This is a genomic window from Clostridium sp. Marseille-P2415, from assembly GCF_900155545.1.
Taxonomy (GTDB): Bacteria; Bacillota; Clostridia; order Lachnospirales; family Lachnospiraceae; genus Lacrimispora.
In genome coordinates this window covers 1,946,872-1,970,424 of sequence record NZ_LT732526.1, presented here as the reverse complement: position 1 = coordinate 1,970,424, position 23,553 = coordinate 1,946,872, and the positions used below count along the sequence as shown (strand labels likewise).

At 46.8% G+C, this 23,553-nt stretch carries 17 protein-coding genes; 12 read left to right on the top strand and 5 right to left on the bottom strand.

What is annotated here, in order from left to right; all coding sequences use genetic code 11:
- The first annotated feature begins 23 nt into the window (after positions 1 to 23).
- Positions 24 to 1,739: a phosphoenolpyruvate--protein phosphotransferase gene (gene ptsP / locus BQ9856_RS13980; protein WP_077611580.1), complete on the top strand. Its 1,716-nt coding sequence runs from the start codon at positions 24 to 26 to the stop codon at positions 1,737 to 1,739.
- A 43-nt stretch (positions 1,740 to 1,782) separates the two neighbouring features.
- Complete coding sequence (locus BQ9856_RS13975) at positions 1,783 to 3,075, top strand: O-antigen polymerase (RefSeq protein WP_077611579.1); 1,293 nt, start codon at positions 1,783 to 1,785, stop codon at positions 3,073 to 3,075.
- 58 nt (positions 3,076 to 3,133) lie between these two features.
- Here the strand turns inward: BQ9856_RS13975 and BQ9856_RS13970 are convergent, their stop codons facing one another.
- Together BQ9856_RS13970 and BQ9856_RS13965 are read right to left on the bottom strand one after the other, a co-directional pair.
- Positions 3,134 to 4,141, bottom strand: coding sequence for a DUF4349 domain-containing protein (locus BQ9856_RS13970; protein WP_077611578.1), 1,008 nt, complete (start codon positions 4,139 to 4,141; stop codon positions 3,134 to 3,136).
- Positions 4,142 to 4,244: 103 nt separating this feature from the next.
- Positions 4,245 to 5,096 carry a helix-turn-helix domain-containing protein gene (locus BQ9856_RS13965; RefSeq protein ID WP_077611577.1) on the bottom strand — a complete coding sequence of 284 codons (852 nt, stop codon included), beginning with the start codon at positions 5,094 to 5,096 and terminating at the stop codon, positions 4,245 to 4,247.
- A gap of 146 nt (positions 5,097 to 5,242) precedes the next feature.
- On the opposite strand from BQ9856_RS13965, the gene BQ9856_RS13960 reads away from it, so the two are divergent.
- The 8 genes from BQ9856_RS13960 (at position 5,243) to BQ9856_RS13925 (ending at position 16,676) form a co-directional block, all read left to right on the top strand.
- Complete coding sequence (locus BQ9856_RS13960; RefSeq protein WP_077611576.1) at positions 5,243 to 6,265, top strand: D-alanine--D-alanine ligase family protein; 1,023 nt, start codon at positions 5,243 to 5,245, stop codon at positions 6,263 to 6,265.
- Positions 6,262 to 7,122: a diaminopimelate epimerase gene (gene dapF, locus BQ9856_RS13955; RefSeq protein WP_077611575.1), complete on the top strand. Its 861-nt coding sequence runs from the start codon at positions 6,262 to 6,264 to the stop codon at positions 7,120 to 7,122. Before BQ9856_RS13960 ends, dapF begins: the two co-directional genes overlap by 4 nt.
- Before the next feature lie 220 nt (positions 7,123 to 7,342).
- Complete coding sequence (locus BQ9856_RS13950; RefSeq protein ID WP_077611574.1) at positions 7,343 to 10,777, top strand: EAL domain-containing protein; 3,435 nt, start codon at positions 7,343 to 7,345, stop codon at positions 10,775 to 10,777.
- A 66-nt stretch (positions 10,778 to 10,843) separates the two neighbouring features.
- Complete coding sequence (locus tag BQ9856_RS13945; RefSeq protein WP_077611573.1) at positions 10,844 to 12,028, top strand: pyridoxal phosphate-dependent aminotransferase; 1,185 nt, start codon at positions 10,844 to 10,846, stop codon at positions 12,026 to 12,028.
- 18 nt (positions 12,029 to 12,046) lie between these two features.
- A complete protein-coding gene (hisC, locus tag BQ9856_RS13940) occupies positions 12,047 to 13,099 on the top strand; it encodes a histidinol-phosphate transaminase (RefSeq protein WP_077611572.1) in 1,053 nt (350 codons plus the stop codon).
- A 57-nt stretch (positions 13,100 to 13,156) separates the two neighbouring features.
- A complete protein-coding gene (gene ytvI, locus BQ9856_RS13935; protein WP_077613379.1) occupies positions 13,157 to 14,284 on the top strand; it encodes a sporulation integral membrane protein YtvI in 1,128 nt (375 codons plus the stop codon).
- Positions 14,285 to 14,315: 31 nt separating this feature from the next.
- Positions 14,316 to 15,266, top strand: coding sequence for a glycoside hydrolase family 25 protein (locus BQ9856_RS13930; protein ID WP_077611571.1), 951 nt, complete (start codon positions 14,316 to 14,318; stop codon positions 15,264 to 15,266).
- Positions 15,267 to 15,287: 21 nt separating this feature from the next.
- The gene (locus BQ9856_RS13925) at positions 15,288 to 16,676 is read left to right on the top strand and encodes an MATE family efflux transporter (RefSeq protein WP_077611570.1); all 1,389 of its coding nucleotides are present in this window, start codon (positions 15,288 to 15,290) and stop codon (positions 16,674 to 16,676) included.
- Between the two features lie 67 nt (positions 16,677 to 16,743).
- On the opposite strand, the gene BQ9856_RS13920 is transcribed toward BQ9856_RS13925, so the two are convergent.
- From BQ9856_RS13920 to BQ9856_RS13910, 3 genes are read right to left on the bottom strand one after another with little or no spacing between them, the layout of a single operon-like run.
- Positions 16,744 to 17,529, bottom strand: coding sequence for an ABC transporter permease (locus tag BQ9856_RS13920; RefSeq protein WP_077611569.1), 786 nt, complete (start codon positions 17,527 to 17,529; stop codon positions 16,744 to 16,746).
- Positions 17,530 to 17,542: 13 nt separating this feature from the next.
- A complete protein-coding gene (locus BQ9856_RS13915) occupies positions 17,543 to 18,346 on the bottom strand; it encodes an ABC transporter permease (RefSeq protein ID WP_077611568.1) in 804 nt (267 codons plus the stop codon).
- Between the two features lie 11 nt (positions 18,347 to 18,357).
- The gene (locus BQ9856_RS13910) at positions 18,358 to 19,158 is read right to left on the bottom strand and encodes an ABC transporter ATP-binding protein (protein ID WP_077611567.1); all 801 of its coding nucleotides are present in this window, start codon (positions 19,156 to 19,158) and stop codon (positions 18,358 to 18,360) included.
- A gap of 441 nt (positions 19,159 to 19,599) precedes the next feature.
- Between BQ9856_RS13910 and BQ9856_RS13905 the strand changes: the two genes are divergently transcribed.
- A complete protein-coding gene (locus tag BQ9856_RS13905) occupies positions 19,600 to 21,114 on the top strand; it encodes a peptide MFS transporter (protein WP_077611566.1) in 1,515 nt (504 codons plus the stop codon).
- Positions 21,115 to 21,280: 166 nt separating this feature from the next.
- On the top strand, positions 21,281 to 23,551 hold the full coding sequence (locus BQ9856_RS13900; protein WP_077611565.1) for a beta-L-arabinofuranosidase domain-containing protein: 2,271 nt from the start codon (positions 21,281 to 21,283) through the stop codon (positions 23,549 to 23,551).
- The last annotated feature ends 2 nt before the right edge of the window (positions 23,552 to 23,553 follow it).

The following is a 23,553-nucleotide window of genomic DNA, read 5'->3' as shown; positions in this document are numbered from 1 at the left end:
ATTAATTAGGAGGACTGCTTGTAATGTTAAGAGGAACAAGTGCATCTGCGGGTATCGGCATTGGGAAGGCCGTTATCGTGGAAGAAACAGAACTGAAAATTAAAAGGGAGACCGTTGCTGACCCGGAGGCTGAAAAAGTACGCTTCCAGTTGGCGGTAAAACAGGCTATGGAGGAAACCGATGCGCTTGCGAAAGATCTGGCGGCAAGGGTAGGCGAAAAGGAAGCGGAGATCTTAAATGGTCATTTGCTGCTCCTTTCCGACCCGATGCTTACCGGTGAAATAGAGGGTTCAATCGCTGGGGAGTGCGTTAACAGCGAATTTGCGATAGAAAGCGTCTGCAATACTTATGCCGATATGTTTGCTTCCATGGGAGATGAGCTCATGCAGCAGAGGGCCACGGATATGCGGGACATTAAAACCCGCATGCAGAAGATACTCTTGGGAGTAAGCTCTGTGGATATCTCGTCCCTTCCGGAAGGAAGCGTGATTGTGGCAAGGGATCTGACTCCTTCCATGACGGCCGGGATCGATCCGGACAAGGTAACGGGGATTGTGACCGAGCTGGGGGGAAAGACTTCCCACAGCGCCATACTTGCCAGGGCTCTTGAGATTCCGGCAGTGGTTGCATTGGAAGGATTTTTAAATCATGTGACCGACGGAGCGGAGCTTGTACTTGATGGCTCAGAAGGAATTGTCATTGTGAATCCGGAAGAGTCTGTGAAGGCAGAATATGCTGCAAAGAGAGAGGCATATTTAAAAGAAAAGAAGGAATTGGAACAATACATCGGAAAGCCTAACGTGACAAAGGATGGTATCTCCATTGAGCTGGTTGCCAACATCGGGAAGCCGGAGGATGTGGAAAAGGTTCTTCAGTATGACGGGGAAGGAATTGGTCTGTTCCGGACCGAATTTTTATTCATGGACCGTACGTCAATGCCGACGGAGGAAGAGCAGTTTGAAGCCTACCGTAAGGTAGCGGTTGCCATGAACGGCAAGCCTGTGATTATCCGTACACTGGATATCGGAGGCGATAAGGAGATTCCTTACATGGGCTTAAAAAAGGACGAGAACCCATTCCTGGGATACCGCGCTATCCGGTTCTGTCTGGACCGGAAAGAGGATGTGTACAAGCCTCAGCTGCGCGCGCTCTTAAGGGCCAGCGCATTTGGCAACATCCGCATCATGGTTCCCATGGTAACCTGTCTGGAGGAATACCGGGAGGCGAAAGCGCTTATTGAAGAGATCAAAAAGGAGCTTGATGAAAAGGGAATTGCCTATAAAAAGGATATCCAGGTAGGAATTATGGTAGAGACGGCAGCGGCTTCTTTGATGGCCGATGTATTTGCCAAGGAAGTTGATTTCTTCAGCATTGGAACCAATGATTTGACCCAGTATACCATGTCCGTGGACAGGGGAAATGATAAGGTATCCTATCTGTACTCTCCTTTAAATCCAGCGGTTTTAAGAAGCATCCGACACGTAATTGAATGCGGCCGCAGGGAAGGGATCATGGTCGGCATGTGCGGAGAAGCTGCCAGCGATCCGATGCTCATTCCGCTGCTTCTGGCATTTGGTTTAAATGAATTCAGCATGAGTGCATCTGCCATATTGAATGCCAGAAAGCTGATAACCGGTTACAGCACCGCGGAATTACAGGCGGTGGCAGATAAGGCCATGTCCTATGTCACTGTAAAAGAGGTGGAAGATTATATGAGAGAGTTCATCCATCATTCATAATGGGCTCCGGATAGGAAGTATTTACCAAAGGGGATATGTTACGATGAGCGTTTATCTGATCAGCTATGCAGCATCTTTTTTATTTGCAAGAGCAAGGCATTACTGGCTGTCAGGCCTTATTTTGATGCTGGCAGCTCTTTTCCTGTACTGGTATGATTACCGGAGAACCGAGAACATCATTCATTTAAGAGGCCTGTTTTCCCTGTTCTGGGTGGGAGGGGAAGGCATTGCCTGTTTAAAGCTTTCAGAACTTTCTTCTGACTGGAACATTGTTACATGGCTCTGCTTTCTGGTGGCATTCCTGGGCTTTTGGGTTACTTTCGAGTTTCTCGCAAGGCTGCAGGGAGAATCAGGGGGGCAGCGTTCCAGCTGGTTCAGCTTTAAGGGTTACGAACGGCCTCTTTTTCTATCCATGTTTTTCATTACGTTCCTATCCCTTGCTGCGTTTGTCATTGAGGCTGCAGTGCTGGGATTTATCCCGTTTTTTATTAAGGGAGTGCCTCATGCTTATTCGACGTTCCACATTACGGGAATCCACTATTTTACTGTATCCTGTGTGCTGGTTCCTGCGCTTTCTGTTTTATATTTCAGCATTGAACAGGGAAGAAACGGTTTCAGGCTGATCCTGGCTGTGCTTATGAACCTGATCGCTTGTGCCATTCCCGTTTTATGTGTGTCCCGTTTCCAGCTGATCCTGGCTGTGGGGCTGGCTGTTCTCACCTATATTGCAATGGAACACAGGCTGAAAATCACCTATGCCATAGGTCTGGTGATAGGCATGATCCCCATTTATGTGGTTCTTACCATTGCAAGGGGGCATGATGTTTCCTACCTTAACGGCATTTTCCAGATGAAAAACAGCCAGATGCCCATATTCGTCACCCAGCCCTATATGTATATTGCAAACAACTACGATAACTTTAACTGCCTGGTGGAGTGGCTTCCGTCCCATACCTTCGGTCTTCGGATGCTCTTTCCCTTATGGGCCCTTACGGGACTCAAGTTCCTGGTTCCGGCTCTTGTGGATTTTCCCATCTACGTGACAAAAGAAGAACTGACTACAGTGACCCTGTTTTACGATTCTTTTTACGATTTTAGTATCGTGGGCGTTCTGCTGTTTAGCTGCATTCTTGGAGCAGCTGCATTTTTCTTAATTCGGATGGCAAAGCGGGTGCGCAATCCCATCGGCTATCTGTTCTATGCCCAGTTTGCCATATATATGATCCTGTCCTTCTTCACCACCTGGTTCAGCAATCCTGCCACCTGGTTCTATTTTGGGATAACGGGAATTTTGTATATATTCTGCTCGTGGAAGAACGATGGAAGACATGGATAAGAATGGAGAAAAGCTCCCGGAAAGGAATGACCTTTCCGGGAGCTTTTTCCGTTTAAAATCAGGTCTTTGATGAATCGGCCGGGTCATTGTCCGGCGGCGCGGGGCATGCTGTCTCCTCTAAGGCAGGGGGAAGAGCAGGGGTGATTTTCTTTCTGCGCCTGCGAAGGAAGAAAACAATGGCCCCGGCTGCGATCGCTATTGGAAGCCAGAACGGGCTGGTTGTAATGGTTCCGATCATAAAGTTTGCCGCCCCGGTTTGAAAGATTTTTAAATTGCTGTTGAATCCCTTTCTGATACGGGTCCCGGCTGATTCCGTAGCGGTGGGGGTAAATGTGGTGACTTCGCTGATATTTAGTTGAACCGTGCTGTAATCCACCTGATTATCATAAAGCCTCAGCTGGGATTCCATGGATTCCAACTGATACCGTACTTCAGAGAGCCGCTGCTGCAGGGTGATGACCGTATCCACGGACTCTGCCTTTTCAAGAAATTCCCATAGTTTTTCCTGTTCGATTTGCAGAGACTTTTTCCTGCTTTCCAGATCGCTGTATTGCAAAGTAACATCCTGGGTCGATTCTGATTTGTTTGTAACATTTCCACTGGATTCCACTGAGGTTAGAAAGCTGTCTATCTGATTTGCTGGAATCCGCGCGGTAATACCGGCATATCTTGGACCGGGCTTGCCGTAGGAATTTAAGCTGTTGCCGGACATATCCGACAGTTCCACATAACCGCCCAGCTCGGCGATCTTAGTCTGAAGGCCGGAGAGCAGGGTTTCGAATGCATCTGTTTCTACGTTCATGGATATGTTGCGAATGAGTTTTCTTCCGGCCGGAAGTACCTGATTGCTTTCGATTCCGCTTGTTTGTGATGCTGCTGCGGAATCACCTGCCGCCTGTTCATTATGGTTGTCTTCGTTTTTTGAGACTTCCGGTACCTCTGCGGCCATACCGGTTCCGTAATCTGATACGGCCTTCTGGGATGTGGCCGAAGCTTTGCTTCCGCATGCACTAAGAAAGATGACTGTCAGAAGTAACGGAATGATTCCCAGGTTTCTTTTTCTCATAGAGCCCCTCCTAATGATCCTGTTTATAAGGAAAATATCATAGCTTCAGCATATCATGCCGCTTGAACGGTTTCAATGAATGTAAAGTAAGCTTAAGAAAAGATTATGCTTTTGCGTGCTCTTTTATGGTTTCGGATGGCGAGGCATGGAACTGTTTTTTATAGGCTCTGGAGAAGGTGGAGTAGTTTTTGAAACCGCAGCCAAAACAGACCTCGGTAACGGATATCCCGGTTTTTAGAAGGTCCCGTGCCAAAGCCAGGCGTTTTTCCGTGATGTAATCAAAAAGAGTATAACCGGTTTCTTCTTTGAAAAGGTGCATCAGATGGTAACGGCTGATGTAGCAGGCTTCTGCGATTGTGTCCACGGTCATGTCTTCCGTCAGATGGCTGTTTATGTAGTCCATAATGCTTAAAATGCGCCGGTCACCGGTGGCAGGCGGAAGGTATTTCACCCGGTTGGTTACGGAAGCCCGGTTTAACTGGATCATGAATTCCAGAAAAACCACCTGACAGTATAAATCCTTGGCGTAGCCGTCATGGGTGCAGGCGTATTCAAGATCTGACAACGTACGGTACAGGCTGCTTTTTTCCATGGAATGGATCCGCAGGACATGAGAGTGAAGTTCTTTTGATTTTTGGAAACAGGCACTTAAATCATAGCTGTCAGAGCGGTAAGCATGCAGGAAGCCGGGGGAAAGATAGACGATGATCCTCTCATAAGGAACGGACGGATCAACATCCGGTTTGTGGATATCATTATGGCTTACCAGAATGATGTCATAAGGCTCCAGCTTATAGTTACACCCTTCGATCCGGTAGGTCACAGCCCCCCGGATGAAAATGATGATTTTATCAAATTCATGATAGTGATATTCAAAATCCTGTCTTTTCGTATCGACCAGGTGAAACAGTCTGAAATCACTGTTTAAATATCCCCGTTTTTCATAATTGTCCATATCTGATGTTTCCTCCTTTTATCTCCCTTATAGAATACAACACAATTTGCAATATAAAAAGCATTATATTGGTAGAAATGATAAAAAGTGCTGTATATAATTGGAAATAGAAACAAATGCGAATGATAGATAGAAGGAAGATAACAATGAAAATTGTAGTGTTAGCGGGCGGCTTTAGCCCGGAAAGGGAAGTATCATTATCCTCAGGAGCCATGATCACAAATGCTCTGATGGAGAGCGGGCATGAGGTTTACCTGCTGGATTCTTATTTAGGGGTGGCAGACGAAGAAGTGGTCCGTTTTAAAAGCCTTAAGGATGGCGCAGACTTTTCCAGCGAAATCGGAAGAAGGGCTCCGGAACTGGACCGTCTGGCAGAAGAACGAAAGGGAGAGGGATATATCGGAAACCGGGTCATTGAAATCTGCAGGCTTGCAGATGTAGTATTTCTGGCATTGCATGGAGGTGCAGGGGAAAACGGACAGATACAGGCCGTACTTGATGCCTATGGCATTTCCTATACTGGAACTGGTTATGCAGGGTGTTTAAAAGCCATGGATAAGCATGTGGCAAAACTGCTGATGCGTGCCTCCGGTATACTAACGCCGGATTGGCGCATTTATACCCAGGGGGAATCCCTGGAACCGTTTTCTTTCCCCTGTGTGGTAAAGCCATGTGGCTGCGGGTCCAGCGTGGGTGTCACCATAGTGGATAAGGAGGCACAATGGGAGCAGGCACTTCATTCTGCCTTTTCCTATGAAGCCCGGATAATGGCGGAAGTAAAAATCACAGGCAGAGAATTTTCTGTCGGGATACTGGGGGGAAAGGTTCTCCCAGCAATCGAGATCATACCCAAGGCAGGGTTTTATGATTATGAAAATAAGTATCAGGCCGGTATGACAGAGGAGATCTGCCCGGCAAGTCTGACAAAGAAAGAGGCGGAAGCCATGAGCCGGACGGCTATGGAGGTTCATCATGCTCTGGGACTTGGATATTATTCCAGGGTGGATTTCATCATGGAGGAAGATGGCAGCATTTATTGCCTGGAGGCCAATACATTGCCGGGTATGACGCCTTTCAGCCTTCTTCCCCAGGAGGCTGAGGCTGCCGGAATTTCATATTATGAATTATGTGAGGATATTGTAAGGCACGGGAAAGGAGTTTCATCATGAATATTATTTTGGAAAAATATCATGGGCTGGGAAATGATTATCTGATTTTTGACCCGAATAAAAATGAATTGAAGCTGACGGAGGAAAATGTTCGTCTGATCTGCAACCGGAATTTCGGAGTAGGGTCTGACGGGCTGCTGGTAGGGCCCATATTGGGGCAGGATAAGCTGGAAGTAAGGATTTTAAATCCGGATGGAAGCGAAGCAGAGCTAAGCGGCAACGGCGTGCGGATTTTCGGAAAATATTTAAAGGATGCGGGTTATGTGCAGAAAAACCGCTTCACCATCAATACATTAAGCGGTCAGCAGACAATCCAGTACTTAAATGAAGAGGGAACCAGAATCAAGGTCTCCATGGGAACCCTGAGCTTCTACAGCGATGAGATTCCTGTAACAGGGCCAAGGAGAGAAGTGCTGGGTGAGACCATGATGTTTGGCAGCATCCCTTACCGTGTTACCTGTGTGACCATTGGAAATCCGCATTGCGTCATCTGGTTAAACGACATATCAAAGGAGCTGGCCTGCCGGATCGGAAAGCATTCCGAGTCAGCCGTTTATTTCCCGGAAAAGGTGAATACGGAGCTGTTAAAGGTGTTGGACCGGACCAATATCGAGATAGAAATCTATGAGCGGGGAGCAGGATACACGCTGGCTTCCGGAACCAGCGGATGCGCGGCGGCAGGGGCGGCATACCGGATGGGCCTTACCGATCCCAAAATGTATGTACACATGCCAGGCGGTGTGCTGGAGGTGGAAATTGAGGAGGACGGCAACGTACTGATGACCGGGGAAGTCGGTTATGTAGGCAGATTTTCGCTTTCTCATGAAATGGCAGAGCAGCTGCGTGCACTTGAATAAAAGGATATGGATTGATTTGAGAATGAAGGCGTGACGATCAGCCGTTTGGTGCAGCAAACGGCTGCTTGGAATGCCTTTTCGTTTTCCCGCCCATGATCATGCAAAAGAATTCCGGTCAATAAGACTTTGAACGTGTTGACGAAAACAGCGTTTTCATACTATAATATTACAATAATTTAGTTTGTGAGCAAAACATGGAATGCAGGAGAGGCGGGAGTATATGAATAGTATGTCGGCTGAAAATGGAGAAGCCGGTATTTACATAATTGACCAGGATTACAGGATCATTTATTTGAATCATGTGGCAAAATCATATTATTCAAATTTAGAAGTAGGAATGTACTGTTATCAGGGAATGGGGAAGGAATCATGCCCCTGTACGGACTGTCCGGGCACAGGCCGGAATTCCGGGCATGTGATATTTTACAATACTGCCTCCAAACTGTGGATGGATGTGTCTTCCGGTGAAATTGACTGGCCCGGTTCTGAGGGCTGCAGGCTTATTATGTTTCGGCCTGTGAGTGAAAAGAATAAGAATCTTGAAGAAACAGATTCCATGACAGGACTTTTCCGCTACGGGCCTTTTTTTGAAAGGGCAGAACAGCTGTTAAAAAAGCAGACCGATACCAAGCATTTTATGGTGGCCATTGATATTGAACATTTTAAGCTTTTCAATGAATGGTACGGGGAAGAAGAAGGGGACCGCTTCCTGATTAAGATTGGAAATCATTTGAAGGCGGCGGAGAAGTCCTATGATACCGTTGCCGGATACATGGGCGGAGATGATTTTGTCATCATTCTGCCTGCCGACCTTTCCATATTAAAGGGCCTGGAAGACGAGATCAGTGATTATGCCAGGCAGTATAAAGGAAATGCGGGATTTCTGCCTGCTTTCGGCATCTGCCGGATCGAAGACTTAAGCCTTCCGGTCAGCATGGTTTATGACAGAGCAGCCATTGCGTTAAACTCCGTCAAGGGCAATTATACCAAACGCATTGGCTGGTATGATCCAGGCATGAAGCAGAAGATGGAAAACGACCAGGTCCTGCTGTCGGAAATTCAGAGGGCTCTGGAAAAGCGGGAATTTATTTTCTATGCCCAGCCCCAGTGCAATATGCTGACCGGTAAGATCATCGGCCTGGAATCCTTAGTCAGATGGCGGCATCCGGTCCGCGGCATGGTTTCACCCGGGGATTTTATCCCTCTTCTGGAGAAGAATGGCTTTATTACTTACCTGGATCTTTATATCTGGGAGATGGTATGCCGGCAGCTAAGCATCTGGACGAAAAATGGCAGGCGCCTGGTGCCGATTTCCGTTAACATGTCCCGTATGGATATCTACGCCATTGATGTTGTAGCCAAATTCAAGGAGCTGGTGGACCGGTATGAGATCGATCCCAAATACCTGGAAATCGAGATTACGGAAAGCGCTTATGCGGAAGATTATGATTTGATCCGAAAGGTGGTGGAGGACCTGCGAAAGGCAGGTTTTCCTGTGTTTATGGATGACTTCGGAAGCGGTTATTCTTCTCTAAATATGTTAAAGGATGTCAATGTGGATGTCATAAAGATCGACACCAAGTTCCTGGACATGAATGAGAACAGCCGGAGCCGGGGGATGGGGATCCTGGAGACCATTGTAAGGATGGCAAGGGTGATGCAGCTGAGGGTCATTGCCGAAGGGGTGGAAGAAAAGGAACAGGTAGACTTTTTGATCAATATCGGCTGTATTTATGGACAGGGGTATTATTATTATAAGCCGCTGACGATTGAAGAGGTTGATTTGCTTCTGGCGGAAGAGGATAATGTGGATTACAGGGGAATCCAGGCCAGGCAGATGAGGCAGCTGAAACTGGAAGATTTATTTAATGAGAATATTACCAGCGAGGCTATGTTAAACAATATGCTTGGAGCGATCGCTCTTTATGAGGTATATGAGGACCATTGCGAAGTCCTGCGGGTAAACGAGGAATATTACCGCGTCACCGGAGATAATCCCGTGGATATGGAGGAGCGCAGGCGGTATATGTTAAATAAGGTCTATAAAGACGATACAGACTGGGTGTTAAACATTTTTGAAAATGCATACAGCAATCCGATCCACGGAGCCGAAGGCATATTCCGGCGCTACCGTTCAAGCGGGGAACTCATGTGGGTGCACTTGCGCGCATTCTTTTTAAGAGAGCAGGATGAGCGCCGCCTGTATTATGGCTCGGTCCGGGATGCCACGGAGCAGATGGAGCAGCGTCAGAAGCTGGAGGATTCCCAGAAAATACTGGGAGATGTATTAAAGCTGGCAGGAAGGAATATCTCATTTGAAAATATTGCCCAGGAGAATCAGTGGGCGGCCAGCGCCATATTTGCACAGGTAGCTCCCGGCGGACTTCTTGGCATATACTGTGAAAAGGGATTCCCTCTGTATTTTGCCAACAACGAGATGCTCCGCCTTCTGGAATATGATTCCTATGAGGTATTTGCAAAGGACATCGGGGGAAAGATTGCAGACCTCATTCACCCGGAAGATTTAAAAATGATACAGGAAAATATCCTCCGCTACATATCTCCCGGCATGGAGTATACCTTCCGGCACCGCATGAGAAAACGGGATGGAAGCTGGCTGTGGCTGGTGACCAAGGGACGCGTGGTCCAGGCTGAGGACGGGCGCATGGCCATTGTAAGCGCATGCATGGATATTACCGATACTGTTCTGGCCCAGAAAAAGCTTCAGGATACCAATGAGGTCCTTCGGTTTAAAAATGATGAACTGGAGTTTTTAAGCTCCGGAATGCCGGGTGGATATTTCAGGTGCCGGAAATCGGAGAAGATGGAGCTTCTGTATATCAGTCTCCGTTTCATGGAAATATTGGATTATACAAAAGATGAACTGGAAGAACGGTTTCATGGACATTTTATGGATATGATCCATCCGGCTGACCGTGAACGGGTCCGGAAGCTGGTGGAGGCTCTGGAGCCTGAGGAAAATTTAAGGGGAGTGGAGTACCGGGTTCTTTCAAAGCACGGATATATATGGATTTTATGCCATTCCAAGCTGACGGTTAAGGATGAAGGAAGTTTTCTTTATGGTGTGATGTTAAACATAGACGAGATCGTGGATTTACGCAGACAAGTGGAAGACAGCAGAAAAATGATGGATCAGATCGATCATTTAACCTGTGAAGATCCGGATCTGCCGGCCGGGATACCGAACCGCCAGGCAGCCGTTATCGTAATGGGGGATTATCTGTCACGCCGGAGGTTTTTGCCCTCAGCCCTGGTCCTGTTTGAATTTTGCAGGCCGGTTGATGAAAGTGAAAAAAGCCGGAAGACAGGAAAAAAGATGTTTGCAAAATACCTGGAACGTTTGAAATGTCTGTTCAGGGAAGATGACATTTTTTGTCTGAACGGCGAATACGAGGCTATGGTGCTTTGCAAAAATATTCGGGATAATGATATGGAAAATAAGCTGAAGCGGATCGTAGGGGACTTAAAGCAGGAAATCAGGGGAGAGGGAGGAAAGACCCTGCATCCGGTTAACGCAGGCTATGTTATGATAGAGATACAGAACAGGGATTTTGAAAGCTGCTATGACAAAGCCAGATCAGCTCTGGACCGGGCCAGGCAGATGACAGGCGGAGGATGTGTGAAACAGGAATAGACCTATTCCTGCACTTGTGATATAATTCCCATAAAATCATTTCAGGATAAAGGAAGGAATAAGATTATGATAGCAGACAAGATGAGACCCCTTGTAGAAAACAATTCCGCCATCCGTGCCATGTTTGAGGAAGGAAAGAAGATGGCTGCCGAATACGGATCAGAGAATGTCTATGACTTTAGTCTGGGAAATCCCAATGTTCCGGCTCCGCAGGCAGTAAATCAGGCCATTCTTGACATTGTGAAGGAAGAGGACTCTACTTTGATCCATGGTTATATGAGCAATGCAGGATTTACGGATGTAAGGGAGACGATCGCCCGTTCCCTAAACCGGCGGTTCGGGACTCATTTTCATCTGGAAAATATTCTTATGACCGTTGGGGCAGCCAGCGGCATGAACGTGATCTTGAAAACCATACTGGACCCTGGCGATGAGGTTGTGGTGTTTGCACCTTATTTCATGGAATACGCTTCCTATATCAGGAATTATGATGGCGTACTTGTGGTGGTACCTCCGGATACGGACAGCTTTCGTCCTGATTTATCTGAGTTTGAGAGCCGGATTACCGAAAAAACAAAGGCAGTGATCATCAATACGCCCAATAACCCTACCGGCGTTGTCTATTCCGCAGAGACCCTTCGTAAAATTGCAGAAATCATGGAGAAAAAAGAAAAAGAATTCGGAACTGCCATTGTGCTGATTTCGGACGAACCTTACCGGGAACTGGCTTATGATGGCGTGGAAGTTCCTTATGTGACGCCATTTTACCATAATACCGTGGTATGTTATTCCTACAGCAAATCCTTGTCCCTCCCCGGAGAGCGGATCGGATATCTGGTAATTCCCGATGAACTCCAGGATTCCGAAAAGGTCATAGCTGCTGCAGCAATTGCCAACCGTGTGCTTGGGTGTGTCAATGCACCGTCCCTGATGCAGCGGGTGGTCATGCGCTGTGTGGATGAACAGGTGGATCTGGAAGCGTATAACAGGAACCGGGAGCTTCTTTACAACCAATTAAAGGAATATGGTTTTGAATGCATCAAACCGGAAGGAGCCTTTTATTTATTTGTAAAAGCCCCGGTGGATGATAAAGCGTTCTGTCAGGCCTGTAAGGAACACCGGGTTCTTTTAGTACCGGGAAGCTCCTTTGCATGTCCTGGCTATGTCCGGATCGCCTATTGCGTATCCTATGAACAGATTGAACGGTCCCTGCCCGCATTCCGGAAAATAGCAGAAGAGTTCGGGTTATAGGAAAGAGGAGGAAATGAGATGAAACCGTGGGAAGCAAATATCCGCAGGGTGGCTCCCTATGTACCGGGAGAGCAGCCAAAGGGTGAGAATTTAATTAAATTAAATACCAATGAAAATCCGTATCCGCCGGCTCCAGGCGTAAGGTGTGCCCTGGAAAGGATGGATTATAGCCAGTTCCGCAAATATCCGGATCCTGCCTCTTCAGTTCTTATCCGGGCCCTTTCGGAATATTACCGGGTGGGAGAGGACCAGATATTCGTGGGTGTGGGTTCTGATGATGTGATAGCTATGGCTTTTCTGACCTTTTTTCATTCCGATACGCCGGTGCTGTTTCCTGATGTGAGCTATTCCTTTTACAGGGTATGGGCGGAATTATTCCGTATTCCTTACGAAAAACCTGCTCTTGATGAGGCATTTTGCATCCGAAAGGAAGATTATTACAGGGAAAATGGGGGAATCATATTTCCAAACCCCAATGCGCCTACGGGTCTTTTGATGTCTCTTAAAGATGTAGAGGATATCATAGCCCATAACCAGAAATCAGTCGTAATTGTGGATGAAGCGTATATTGACTTTGGCGGAGAAAGTGCCATGAAGCTGATCGGGAAGTATGAAAATCTTCTGGTGGTTCAGACCTTCAGTAAATCACGTTCCATGGCCGGAATGAGAATCGGCTGTGCCTATGGCCATCCGGATTTGATCCGGGCATTAAATGATGTAAAATATTCCTGCAATTCTTATACCATGAATATTCCTTCCCTGCTTCTGGGTGTGGAAGCGGTTAAGGATGACCAATATTTTAAGGAAACGCTGAGAAAAATCATCCACACAAGGGAAGCGGCCAAGGAACAGCTTCGGGAACTGGGATTTTCTTTTCCGGATTCCATGGCAAACTTCATCTTTGCTTCCCACAAAGACCACAGAGCAGAGGAACTATATAATGCCCTCCGGGAGAAAAATATTTATGTCCGGTACTTTAAGCAGCCAAGGCTCGATAATCATCTGCGCATTACCATCGGCACGGATGAAGAGATGGAGAAGCTGTACCGCTTTTTAAAAGAATATCTTTAGATATTATTCATTTGTCACAAAGGCTTTTGGGGAGTATAATGAAGGCAGGTGATGAAAATGGAACAAATTAGGAAGTATTTTAAAATATTACTCAATATAGTCATTCCGATTCTGTTTTTGTACTTAGTCTGTGTATGGGGGCCGAGGCTTTTAAAATTCTTCCTGCCCTTTGTCATCGGCTGGGTCATTTCAGTCATTGCAAATCCTCTTGTGCGGTTTCTGGAAAAGCGCGTGAAAATAGTGCGGAAGCACAGCTCCATGCTGATCGTCATAGCGGTGCTTGCACTTATTATCGCTGCATTCTATTTTCTGTTCGCCAAGCTGATTGCAGAGGCGTCCGGGCTTATCGGAGATCTGCCCATGTATTACGAGTCCGCCTGGGTTGAAGTGCAGAAGATGCTTCTTAAGCTGGAGGGGCTTTTGCAGTTTCTGCCCCAGGGAGTTCAGGATTCTGTGAACCAGTTCTTTACCCACATGGGTGAGTATTTAAATGTAATGGTGCAGAAGATCGCTTCTCCTACGGTTATTGCTGCGGGCAATGTGGTAAAAAGTATTCCGGCGGCACTGGTCTATACCATTGTGACGATTTTTTCCTCCTATTTATTCATTGTAGACAGGGATAAAATCATGGGAGTGTTTCACCGGTATATGCCGGATGGCGGAACAAAGTATTACCGGTATTTAAGAAAGGATGTAAAGCATCTGGTGGGCGGATATTTTCTGGCCCAGTTTAAGATCATGTTTATCATAGCCGCGGTTTTGGCTGCAGGATTTCTGGTACTGGGAGTGGATTATGCGCTGCTTTTGGCAGTCATCATAGCCATACTCGATTTTTTGCCGATTCTGGGAACCGGTACGATCCTGATCCCATGGGCTGTCATCCGCCTTGTCTCAGGTCAGTATGCCTTTGGTTTCGGCCTGATCGTTATTTATGTCCTCACTTTGGTGTTAAGACAGGTTATCCAGCCAAAGATTGTAGGGGATACCATGGGACTGGACCCTCTTATGACCCTGCTCTTTTTGTATCTGGGATTTAAGGTGAGCGGAATTGCCGGGATGATTTTGGCCGTGCCCATTGGCATGCTGTTTATCAGTTTGTATGAATTCGGCGCTTTTGATTTATTTATTGACAGTGTGAAAACCCTGATTCATGACATCAATGTGTTCCGCAAGGAACCGGATTAAATACAGGCTTAAGCCACGGATGGAGGAAACGATGAAGAAGAACATAAGATTGAGAATCGGCGCATGCCTGGCTGCAGGACTTATGGCCTCGGCAGCAATGGCTGAGCCCATGAATGGATTTTCTGCAGAAGCATGGAATCTGGAAAACGGACAATATGTGGATGCATCCGGAAATCCCATTGCCGGTGCATTGGAGAAGGGGATCACGGTGTCAAAATACCAGAACCGTCAGAATGCGGAAAGCGGCGGCATCGACTGGAACAAGGTGGCTCTTGACGGTGTTTCTTTCGCTATGGTCCGCATCGGTTACTTCAATGACAGGGATCCTTATTATTCCATAAATATGACCAACGCGGCAGCGAGCGGAATCAAGACAGGCGTATTTTTTTATACCCAGGCTCTTGATACCCAGACCGCGGTGGAAGAGGCCAGATATGTGCTTCGGATGGTAAAGGATTATTCGATTTCTTATCCCATTGCATATGATGTGGAATCCAAATACCTTCTTGATAACAATCTGTCAAAGCAGCAGATTACGGATAATATCAACGCATTCTGCAAAACCGTTGCGGATGCAGGATATCGGCCGATCGTCTATGCGAATAACAAATGGCTGACCAATTACATTGATATGAGCCAGATCCCATATGATGTCTGGTATGCCAGATATGGAACCGTCAACAACTGCCGGAACCGTACCATGTGGCAATGTACGGACCAGGGAAGAGTAGACGGGATTGACGGAGATGTGACCATAGAATTTTCCTTTGTGGATTACAGCTCCATGATTCCCCCGGAAGGCTGGAAGATCATTGATGGGAACTGGTATTATACGAAGAATTATGTAAAACAGACAGGCTGGATCCAAGTGGAAGGCATCTGGTATTACCTGGATTTAAGTGGCATCATGATTCATGATACGGCCATGGTGATCGACGGTGTTTCCTATACCTTCGGCCCTGATGGGGCTGTGGTCCGGTAATCGGATTAACGGGGTTTTAAAGTGAAGACAGAGAATGATTTGGATACGGATCAAATAAGAGGACTGGTGTGGAGGCTGGCGGTTCCCTCCATGCTGGCCCAGTTTGTTAGTGTTTTTTACAGCATTGTAGATCGAATGTACATAGGGAATATTCCCGGAACCGGCGAGATTGCACTGGCAGGAGTAGGAATTTGCGGTCCCATTGTGACCCTGATTTCTTCTGTTGCTTTTTTAGTGGGCGTAGGGGGCTCCCCCTTAATGAGCATCCGGCTGGGCGAGAAAAATGAACGGGCCGCCAGGCAGATTTTAGGGAACTGTTTTTTGCTTCTGACCGTTCTTTCGGTTATGATTACCATTCTCTCTCTTTTGGTAAAAGAAAAGCTTCTGATGTGGTTTGGGGCCAGTGAAGCTACATTTCCTTACGCAAATGCTTATATTACCATATATCTTTCCGGGACCGTGTTTGCTCTTCTGGCTACGGGGATGAACCAGTTCATCATCTGCCAGGGCTTTGCAAAGGCCGGCATGAAATCGGTCCTTCTGGGGGCTGTATGCAATATCGTGCTGGATCCGGTGTTTATGTTTCTGTTCGGCATGGGTGTACAGGGAGCTGCAATTGCTACGGTTTTATCACAGATGGCTTCCTGCGTTTATGTGCTTAAATTCCTGTTTGGGGATAAACCGCCGATTCGGATCACCTTTGGCCATTATGACTGGCAGGTCATGAAGCGGGTCATGGTCCTGGGGTTGAGCCCCTTTCTCATCATTGCCTTTGATAATATCCTGATCCTGTCCTTAAATGCGCTGATCCAGCATTACGGAGGGGAGAGCCAGGGGGATATGCTTCTTACCTGTATGACCATTGTACAGAGTTTCATGCTGATGGTTACCATGCCTCTTGGCGGGATCACAAACGGCACCCAGACCATACTCGGTTATAATTTCGGGGCGGGAAGGCCGGACCGGATTAAGAAGGCAGAATTCCATATCGTAATCCTGGGACTTGCCTTTACCACGGTCATGTTTATCCTGGCTCATACGGTACCCCAGTACTTTGTCCGCATCTTTACCCGGAATGAGGCCTATGTGGATTTGACGGTGTGGGCCATTAAAATCTACACCATGAGCATCGTACCTCTGGCACTGCAGTATGTGGTTGTAGACGGATTTACCGGCATGGGGATTGCGAAGGCCGCAATTTCCCTCTCCATGTTCCGAAAGGTGATTTTTTTAGGCGGAGCGGCGCTCATTCCAGCCTGGTTTGGAATCAGAAATATTTTTTACACGGAGCCTGTTTCGGATTTCATCAGTGCCATTGTGTCAGTAGCCGTGTATTTTCTGGTGATCGATAAATTAATCGGAGGAAAAGAAAAGTTGACAGTTAAAATACGCTGCACGCGCAGAGTTTAAACCAAACCGCGGAGTACACGGAATCCAGGGATTCCGGCTGCACTCCGCGGTTTTTTGCGGCCTGGGATCAGGAACCGGTAGACTGATAGCGGGCCAGGCCGAAATTCCAGAAAAAGACAGCCGGAATCAGAAAGAGACAGGCGGCCAGAGGGAGAAGGCCGTACCATACATTCGGGGTCTTGCCCGTAAGATATAAAAACGGATAGTACTGGAACAGGGCAAAAGGGACCAGGTAGGTACAAATAGTTAAAAGTGTTTTTCCATAAATGCCGATGGGATATTTTCCGTACTCCCGGGCCCCGTCAGTGAATACATTCATGAATTCCAGGCCTTCCAGGGTAAAAAAGCACATAGAGGCAAATATCAGATATATAGCTGCGAACACTGCGACTCCGCCAAGGATCATGAAAACCACTGTGGCAGCACGGGCAAAATTCCAGCTGATGGAACCGGAATACAGGCCATAGGCAAACATGATGACAGCCTGCAAAAGCCGGCCGATCCTGGTTAAATCTATTTTGCTGCATAAGACCAGAAATAAGCTGTCCCTCGGACGAAGAAGGATGCGGTCAAATTCTCCGTTCCCGATGATGGTCTCAAAGGTGTCCAGGCTGCGGAAGATGGTTTCCGCTATGGTAAAGGCCATAAGCGTAATGGAGAAGCAAAGCAGAATCTCTGCGTAAGTAAAGCCCTTAACCTCATGGAAACGGTCCATCATAAAGTATACTCCGAGGAATATGTTAAAGGATATCAGAAACTGCCCGGCCGTAGTAAAGAAGAATGACATTTTATGCTGCATCATGCTCTTTAAATGGATCAGCAGATATTTTTCGTATAACCTGATTAAATTCATGGTATGCCTCCTTTCAACCGCCCTGGATCACAACGCGTTTTAAAGCATTTCGTTCCATAGCGCGTCCGATGATGAGAAACACGATCAGCCAGAATGCCTGGCCCATAAGGCTTATGTACATGTCATGGCCTGTTAAACCGCCTCCGAAAATCCGAAAAGGGACGTTCTGGGCTGAAGCAAAGGGCAGGATGCTTACAAGCCTGCGGATTTCGTCCGGCAGGAAGGGAATGGGGATTACCGCACCGCTTAAAAATTCGGAAAGAGATGTAACGATCAGTTTGATCCCCTGGGATGAAATGGTGTAAAAAACAGACATGTAGACGATCATGCCAAAAGCCACAACAAAAAACAATCCAAGCACCATGGAAACAAGGGTGAAAAACCACGTTGTTAAATCTCCGGGCAATGCAATGCCATATGGGGAGGGCAGCAGCCATGCAAACAGCAGAATGGGCATGCACCGCAGAACTGCTTTTGAAAGGCGGACAGCCAGACCTCGGGTGAACCACATATTGTAAAGGCGGACAGGACGGCACAGCTCGTAGGCCACATTGCCTGTGGTAATGGATTCGAACAGCTCAGCTTCCCAGAACCAGGTCATATAAAGGGCGAGAAATGCCTGCTGCAGCCATACATAAGTGGAAAGGGCCGGGAATTCCATAGGGAAGCTTTCCGGAGAAGCCTCATAAAAGGCACGGAATAAGAGGATCTCCATGGTTCCCCATACGAACTGGGTAACCATGCCGGAGAGGGCGGCGGCCCGGTACTGAAGTCCGTGGATAAAACGGATGCGGAAAAAAGACCAGTATTTTTTCATGGTTCCACCTCCTATATCCGGTAATCCCGGTAAAGGGCAGCAATGATCTCATCCAGCGTGGCGTCTTCTTTGGGACGGTGGGATTTTAAATCAGAAAGAGTGCCGTCAAGAAGCAGCCGTCCTTTGCCGATCAGGAGGACCCGGTCTGCCAAAGCATCGATGTCCTGCATGTCATGGGTCGTAATAAGAACTGTAGTTTTGTGCTTTTGGTTCTGCTTTCGGATGAAGTCCCTGACTGCGAGCTTGGAGACTGCATCCAGACCAATGGTCGGTTCATCAAGAAACAGGATTTTGGGATTGTGCAGAAGAGAAGCAGCTATTTCACATCGCATCCGCTGGCCTAAGGACAGTTGTCTGGCCGGAGTCCGCAAAAGTTCGCCTAAGGATAAAAGCCCGGTCAGTTCGTCCAGGGTTTCCTTGTATTGGTGTGGGGGGATTTCGTAGATGTCGCGGAGCAGTTCAAAGGAATCAATGATAGGGACATCCCACCAGAGCTGGCTGCGCTGGCCGAATACAACGCCTATGTCTTTCACATGTCCTTTGCGTTCCTTCCATGGGATGCGGCCATTGATGAAACAGGTACCGTTATCCGGTGTGAGGATTCCGCTTAGAATTTTAATGGTCGAGCTTTTACCTGCGCCGTTGGGGCCGATATAACCCACCATTTCTCCGTCTCCTATGGTAAAGGAGATGTCATAAAGAGCGTGGATTATTTCCACTTCTCTGTGAAAAAGTGCCTTGACTGCTTCTGAAAAGCCGGCGCTTCTTCTTGCGACTTTGAAAGTCTTGTTCATGTGTTCCACTTGAATCATAAATATTCCTCCTGGTAGTAATATTTGTGAACGTGGTCTTTCCGGCAGCGGACAGTTCTTTTCGTATATGCTTTAAGAAATCTGTCGTAACTGGTCAGAGCGTCCTAATATCTTGCCAAGCGGTGAGCGCAATTGGAAGTTCCAATGGAAACGCTGCTCTCCGGAGGTGCGCAACTTCTGCTTTCCGGGGACTCTACCGTGGTATCAATATTCTCTTTTCCTGAGCGTAAGATGTGAAATGAGATTGGAAAAGGAATTTTAGTCTATCACCAAAGGTACGGGCTGTCAAGTATATTATATTTTGGAATAAGGCTGATGCGTACCGCCATAGCGGCTCAGCCAAAATATAATAAAGCTTATGTACTAATATCATATCGGAAGTTCATAATAATGAAAATATATTGATATAAATGAAAGGTGATAGCCAGGAGGAAACAGTAAATGAACAATTCCAGCACAGCAGGAAATTTGCCGGCAATTGAAAGGCCGGAAAACGAAGCCATATTAAACGACAGAAGGTTCTTTGGTCATCCAAGGGGCCTGGGTGCACTTGCTGCCGGTAATTTATTTAATTCCATTGCATGGAGCGGAGTCTATGCGATTCTGATTTATTATCTTTATTCGCCATATACGAAAGGCCTTGGTTTCTCCCAGGGCCAGGCTGCATCCATGATTGCCGCCATGGGGGCATGTAACAGCATGTTTGTCATTTTAGGCAGTTGGCTTGCGGACCGCCTCCTTGGGATGCGGAAAGCTATAATTGCGGGAAATATCGTAAAGGCTGCGGCTTTTGGCATATTGGCAATTCCGGCATTTTCCATGACGCAGGGCAGAATATTTGCCTTTATTTCCCTTATCCTGATGTCCTTACCGATTATGGGCGCGAGCAATTCATCCTTAACCGGCCAGTTATATAGGAATGGCGACTCCGGCCGCAGAGATGCTGCGTTCACGATCCATACCGTTGCAAACAATATTGCAGGGCTTGTGACGCCTGTGGTAATTGGCTTTATCGGGCAGCACAACTACCACATCGGCTTTTTGATCAGTTCTGCTGCAGCTCTTATGTATGGTCTTACGATCCTTCTCACACAGCATAAATTTTTCGGGACCATCGGTGATAAGCCTGTGAATCCTGTTTCAGTAAAAGATTTAAAAAAAATATCTGTCATTGCAATATCAATATTAGTTACTGCTGTCCTCCTGATTACAGGGCTTGTCCTTAAAAAAGTCATTTCCTTTGACGGCATCATGAATATTGTCGTTACGTTTACTTTTATTATCCCTATTATATTTCTGACGAATTTAGTAAGGAAAAAGGATATTTCCCAGGCAGACAGGAATAGACTGAATCCGTTTCTTAAGTTGTTTTTGATCCAGATCGTCATTGCTTTGACCGGTACAATGACAAGTACGGCTATTGCCGTGTTCACCGAGGCAAAGGTAAACCGGGTGCTGTTCAACATTACATTTGCCCCTGCTACGTTTACTTCTGTATCACAGGCATATGGCCTGATTTTAAGTCCTGTTTTTGTCTGGCTCTGGACGAATACAAAGGCGTCGCGGGTAAAGACAACGTATAAATTTGGCACGGGAATATTCCTCTACGCTTTCTCGTATATTGTACTGGCAATTCCTGTACTTATCGGAACATATGACAAATTCAGCCCGATGTGGCTGCTGGGGTATTATTTCATTTTTGGAATTGGAGATAATTTGACTTATCCGATCGGCAACTCCTTAACGGCAAGGCTGTCACCCCCAAATTATGAAACACAAATGCAGACTGCCTGGAGCCAGGCGGGTACCATTGCAAACGGAATCAGTATCATCCTGTTTAAGATATTTACCACAGCCGATTCCCAATTGCAGCTGTTCCCAATTATGTCTGCAGTTCTATTTGTAACCGGTTTTTTGGTATTTTTCCTCTCTAAAAGAGTGGAACGAGATATATAAAACATAAGAAATGCAGTGGAGCGCTATGAGGTAGGAGGAAAAATGCAATTATGGAGCCAATACCGCTTTACATACAGATGACCGATGAGCTCTGCATAGAAATCTGGGATACGAATGAGAACCGTTTTGATATCAATGGAAAAGCAAGTAAAGGAGTGATGCAGGGATGACGGATCAGGAAATTGTTGCGAAGGATATGGAAGGCGTTTATTTAGGAAACTTAAATACCGTGGAGTTTGACTTGAACCTGCCAGCAAAGGGAACCAATGGTTCGACCATAATATGGGAAAGCGGAAACGACAGCATTGTCACACCGGAAGGAAAGGTTTTCCGGCCGGCTTTTGGAAAAGGTTCCAGGGATGTGCAGCTTACTGCGACTTTTCATTACGGGGAAGCGGTAGAGCAAAAAACATATCTGGTTCATGTGCTGGAGGAGGAAAACAATATAAAGGTAAAAAAGGTTTACCCGGTTGAACGTTATGCTGAGCTTGGAAAAACCTTCTATCTGCCGGGATTCGCAGTGATTGAAACAGAAAATGGAAAGACCGTTGCCCATTCGGTGGATTGGAACGGATCCGACAGCGTTCTGCCGGAGTGTACCGGTGATTTGTATGTTGAGGGTTTCTTAAAAGGGACGAAGATTCCGGTACCGGTTACGCTTCATATTGTGGAGAAGCTGGATCATGAAATTATATCCACGGTTCCATCTGTACGGGCATTCCAACAGGGAGAGGTTATTCTGAAAGGTGCAAGCCCGTTTCTGGAGGCGCAGAAACGTGTTAAGTCCTTTCTTTTGAAAGTTAACGACGATCAGATGCTGGTTAATTTCCGGCGGGCAGCGGGGCTTGATACACTAGGCGCACCGGAAATGATCGGCTGGGATGCTCCCGACGGTCTTCTGCGGGGCCATACGACAGGCCATTACCTGTCTGCCCTTGCTTTATGCTATCGGGCAACCCGGGATAAAAAAATCCGTAAAAAAGCGGAGTACATGGTAAACGCGCTGGAAGAATGCCAGAAGGCTTTTGAATCCCAGCCGGGTTATCATCCTGGATTTTTAAGCGCTTATTCCGAGGAACAGTTTGATTTATTGGAGGTATATACTCCATATCCCCAGATATGGGCGCCTTATTACACGCTGCATAAAATTCTGGCAGGTTTACTGGATTGCAGCCAATTCGCCGGAGTGAAGAATGCACTGGAGATTGCGGATAAAATGGGCGACTGGGTTTACAACCGCCTGTCTGTACTGCCCCACGGGCAGCGCGCTAAAATGTGGGGCATGTACATTGCCGGAGAATTCGGAGGAATGAATGATGTGCTGTCTCAGCTCTATATACTGACCGGAAAGCCAAGTCACCTTGCTGCGGCGAAGCTGTTTGATAATGATAAATTATTTTATCCGATGGAAGATGAAATTGACGCATTGGATGAAATGCATGCGAACCAGCATATTCCGCAGGCCATGGGAGCAATGAGGATTTTTGAAGCTTCCGGAGAAAAACGCTATTATGACATTGCTTCTTTCTTTTGGGATAGTGTCAGAAAGTCCCATTGTTATGCGATCGGCGGAACCGGAGAGGGGGAAATGTTCCATGAACCGAACCGCATTGCCGGGCAGTTAAGTAAAAATACCGCCGAAACCTGCGCATCTTATAACATGCTTAAATTAACCCGGGAATTGTACTGCTACCGGCCTGCGGCAGTTTATATGGATTACTATGAAAGAACCATGATGAATCATATTCTTTCCTCCGGGGACAGTAAACCAAACGGCGCATCTACCTACTTCATGCCTTTGGCTCCCGGCTTTTCCAAGGAGTTTGATGAAGCGAATTCCTGCTGCCATGGAACCGGTTTGGAGAATCATTTCCGCTATGTAGAGAGCATTTATTATCATGACGAAGATACTTTGTATGTTAATCTCTTTGTTCCTTCCGCCGCAGACTGGAATGAAAAGCATGTGAAGCTGGTCCAAAGCGTTTCGAAAAATTGTCCGGGTGATCTGACTCTCCGAATAAAGGGCAACGCTGATTTTACGTTAAAAATCAGAATTCCTTACTGGAGCCGGAACTGTTATTCGCTTCTGGTAAATGAAAACGAAGAAAAATTCAGGGTTGAGGACGGATATCTGGTTCTGCAGCGGAATTGGTGCAATCAGGACAGCGTGCAGGTTGTATTTTCCAGTACGCTGCGCGTAGAACCGGCCCCGGATGATGATCGCATCGTCTCACTTGCTTATGGTCCCTATGTGCTTGCCGCGCTGACGGAAAGCAAGGAATTTCTGTCCATGCCTTTCAAGGATACACCGGTTCAGGAGCTTTTGGTACAAAAGCCGGGAACGCTTGAGTTTCGCGTAAAAGGGCAGGATATTTCCTTCAAACCCCTGTATCAGATTCATTATGAGCCTTATCAGGTATATATAAAGAAAGGTTAACT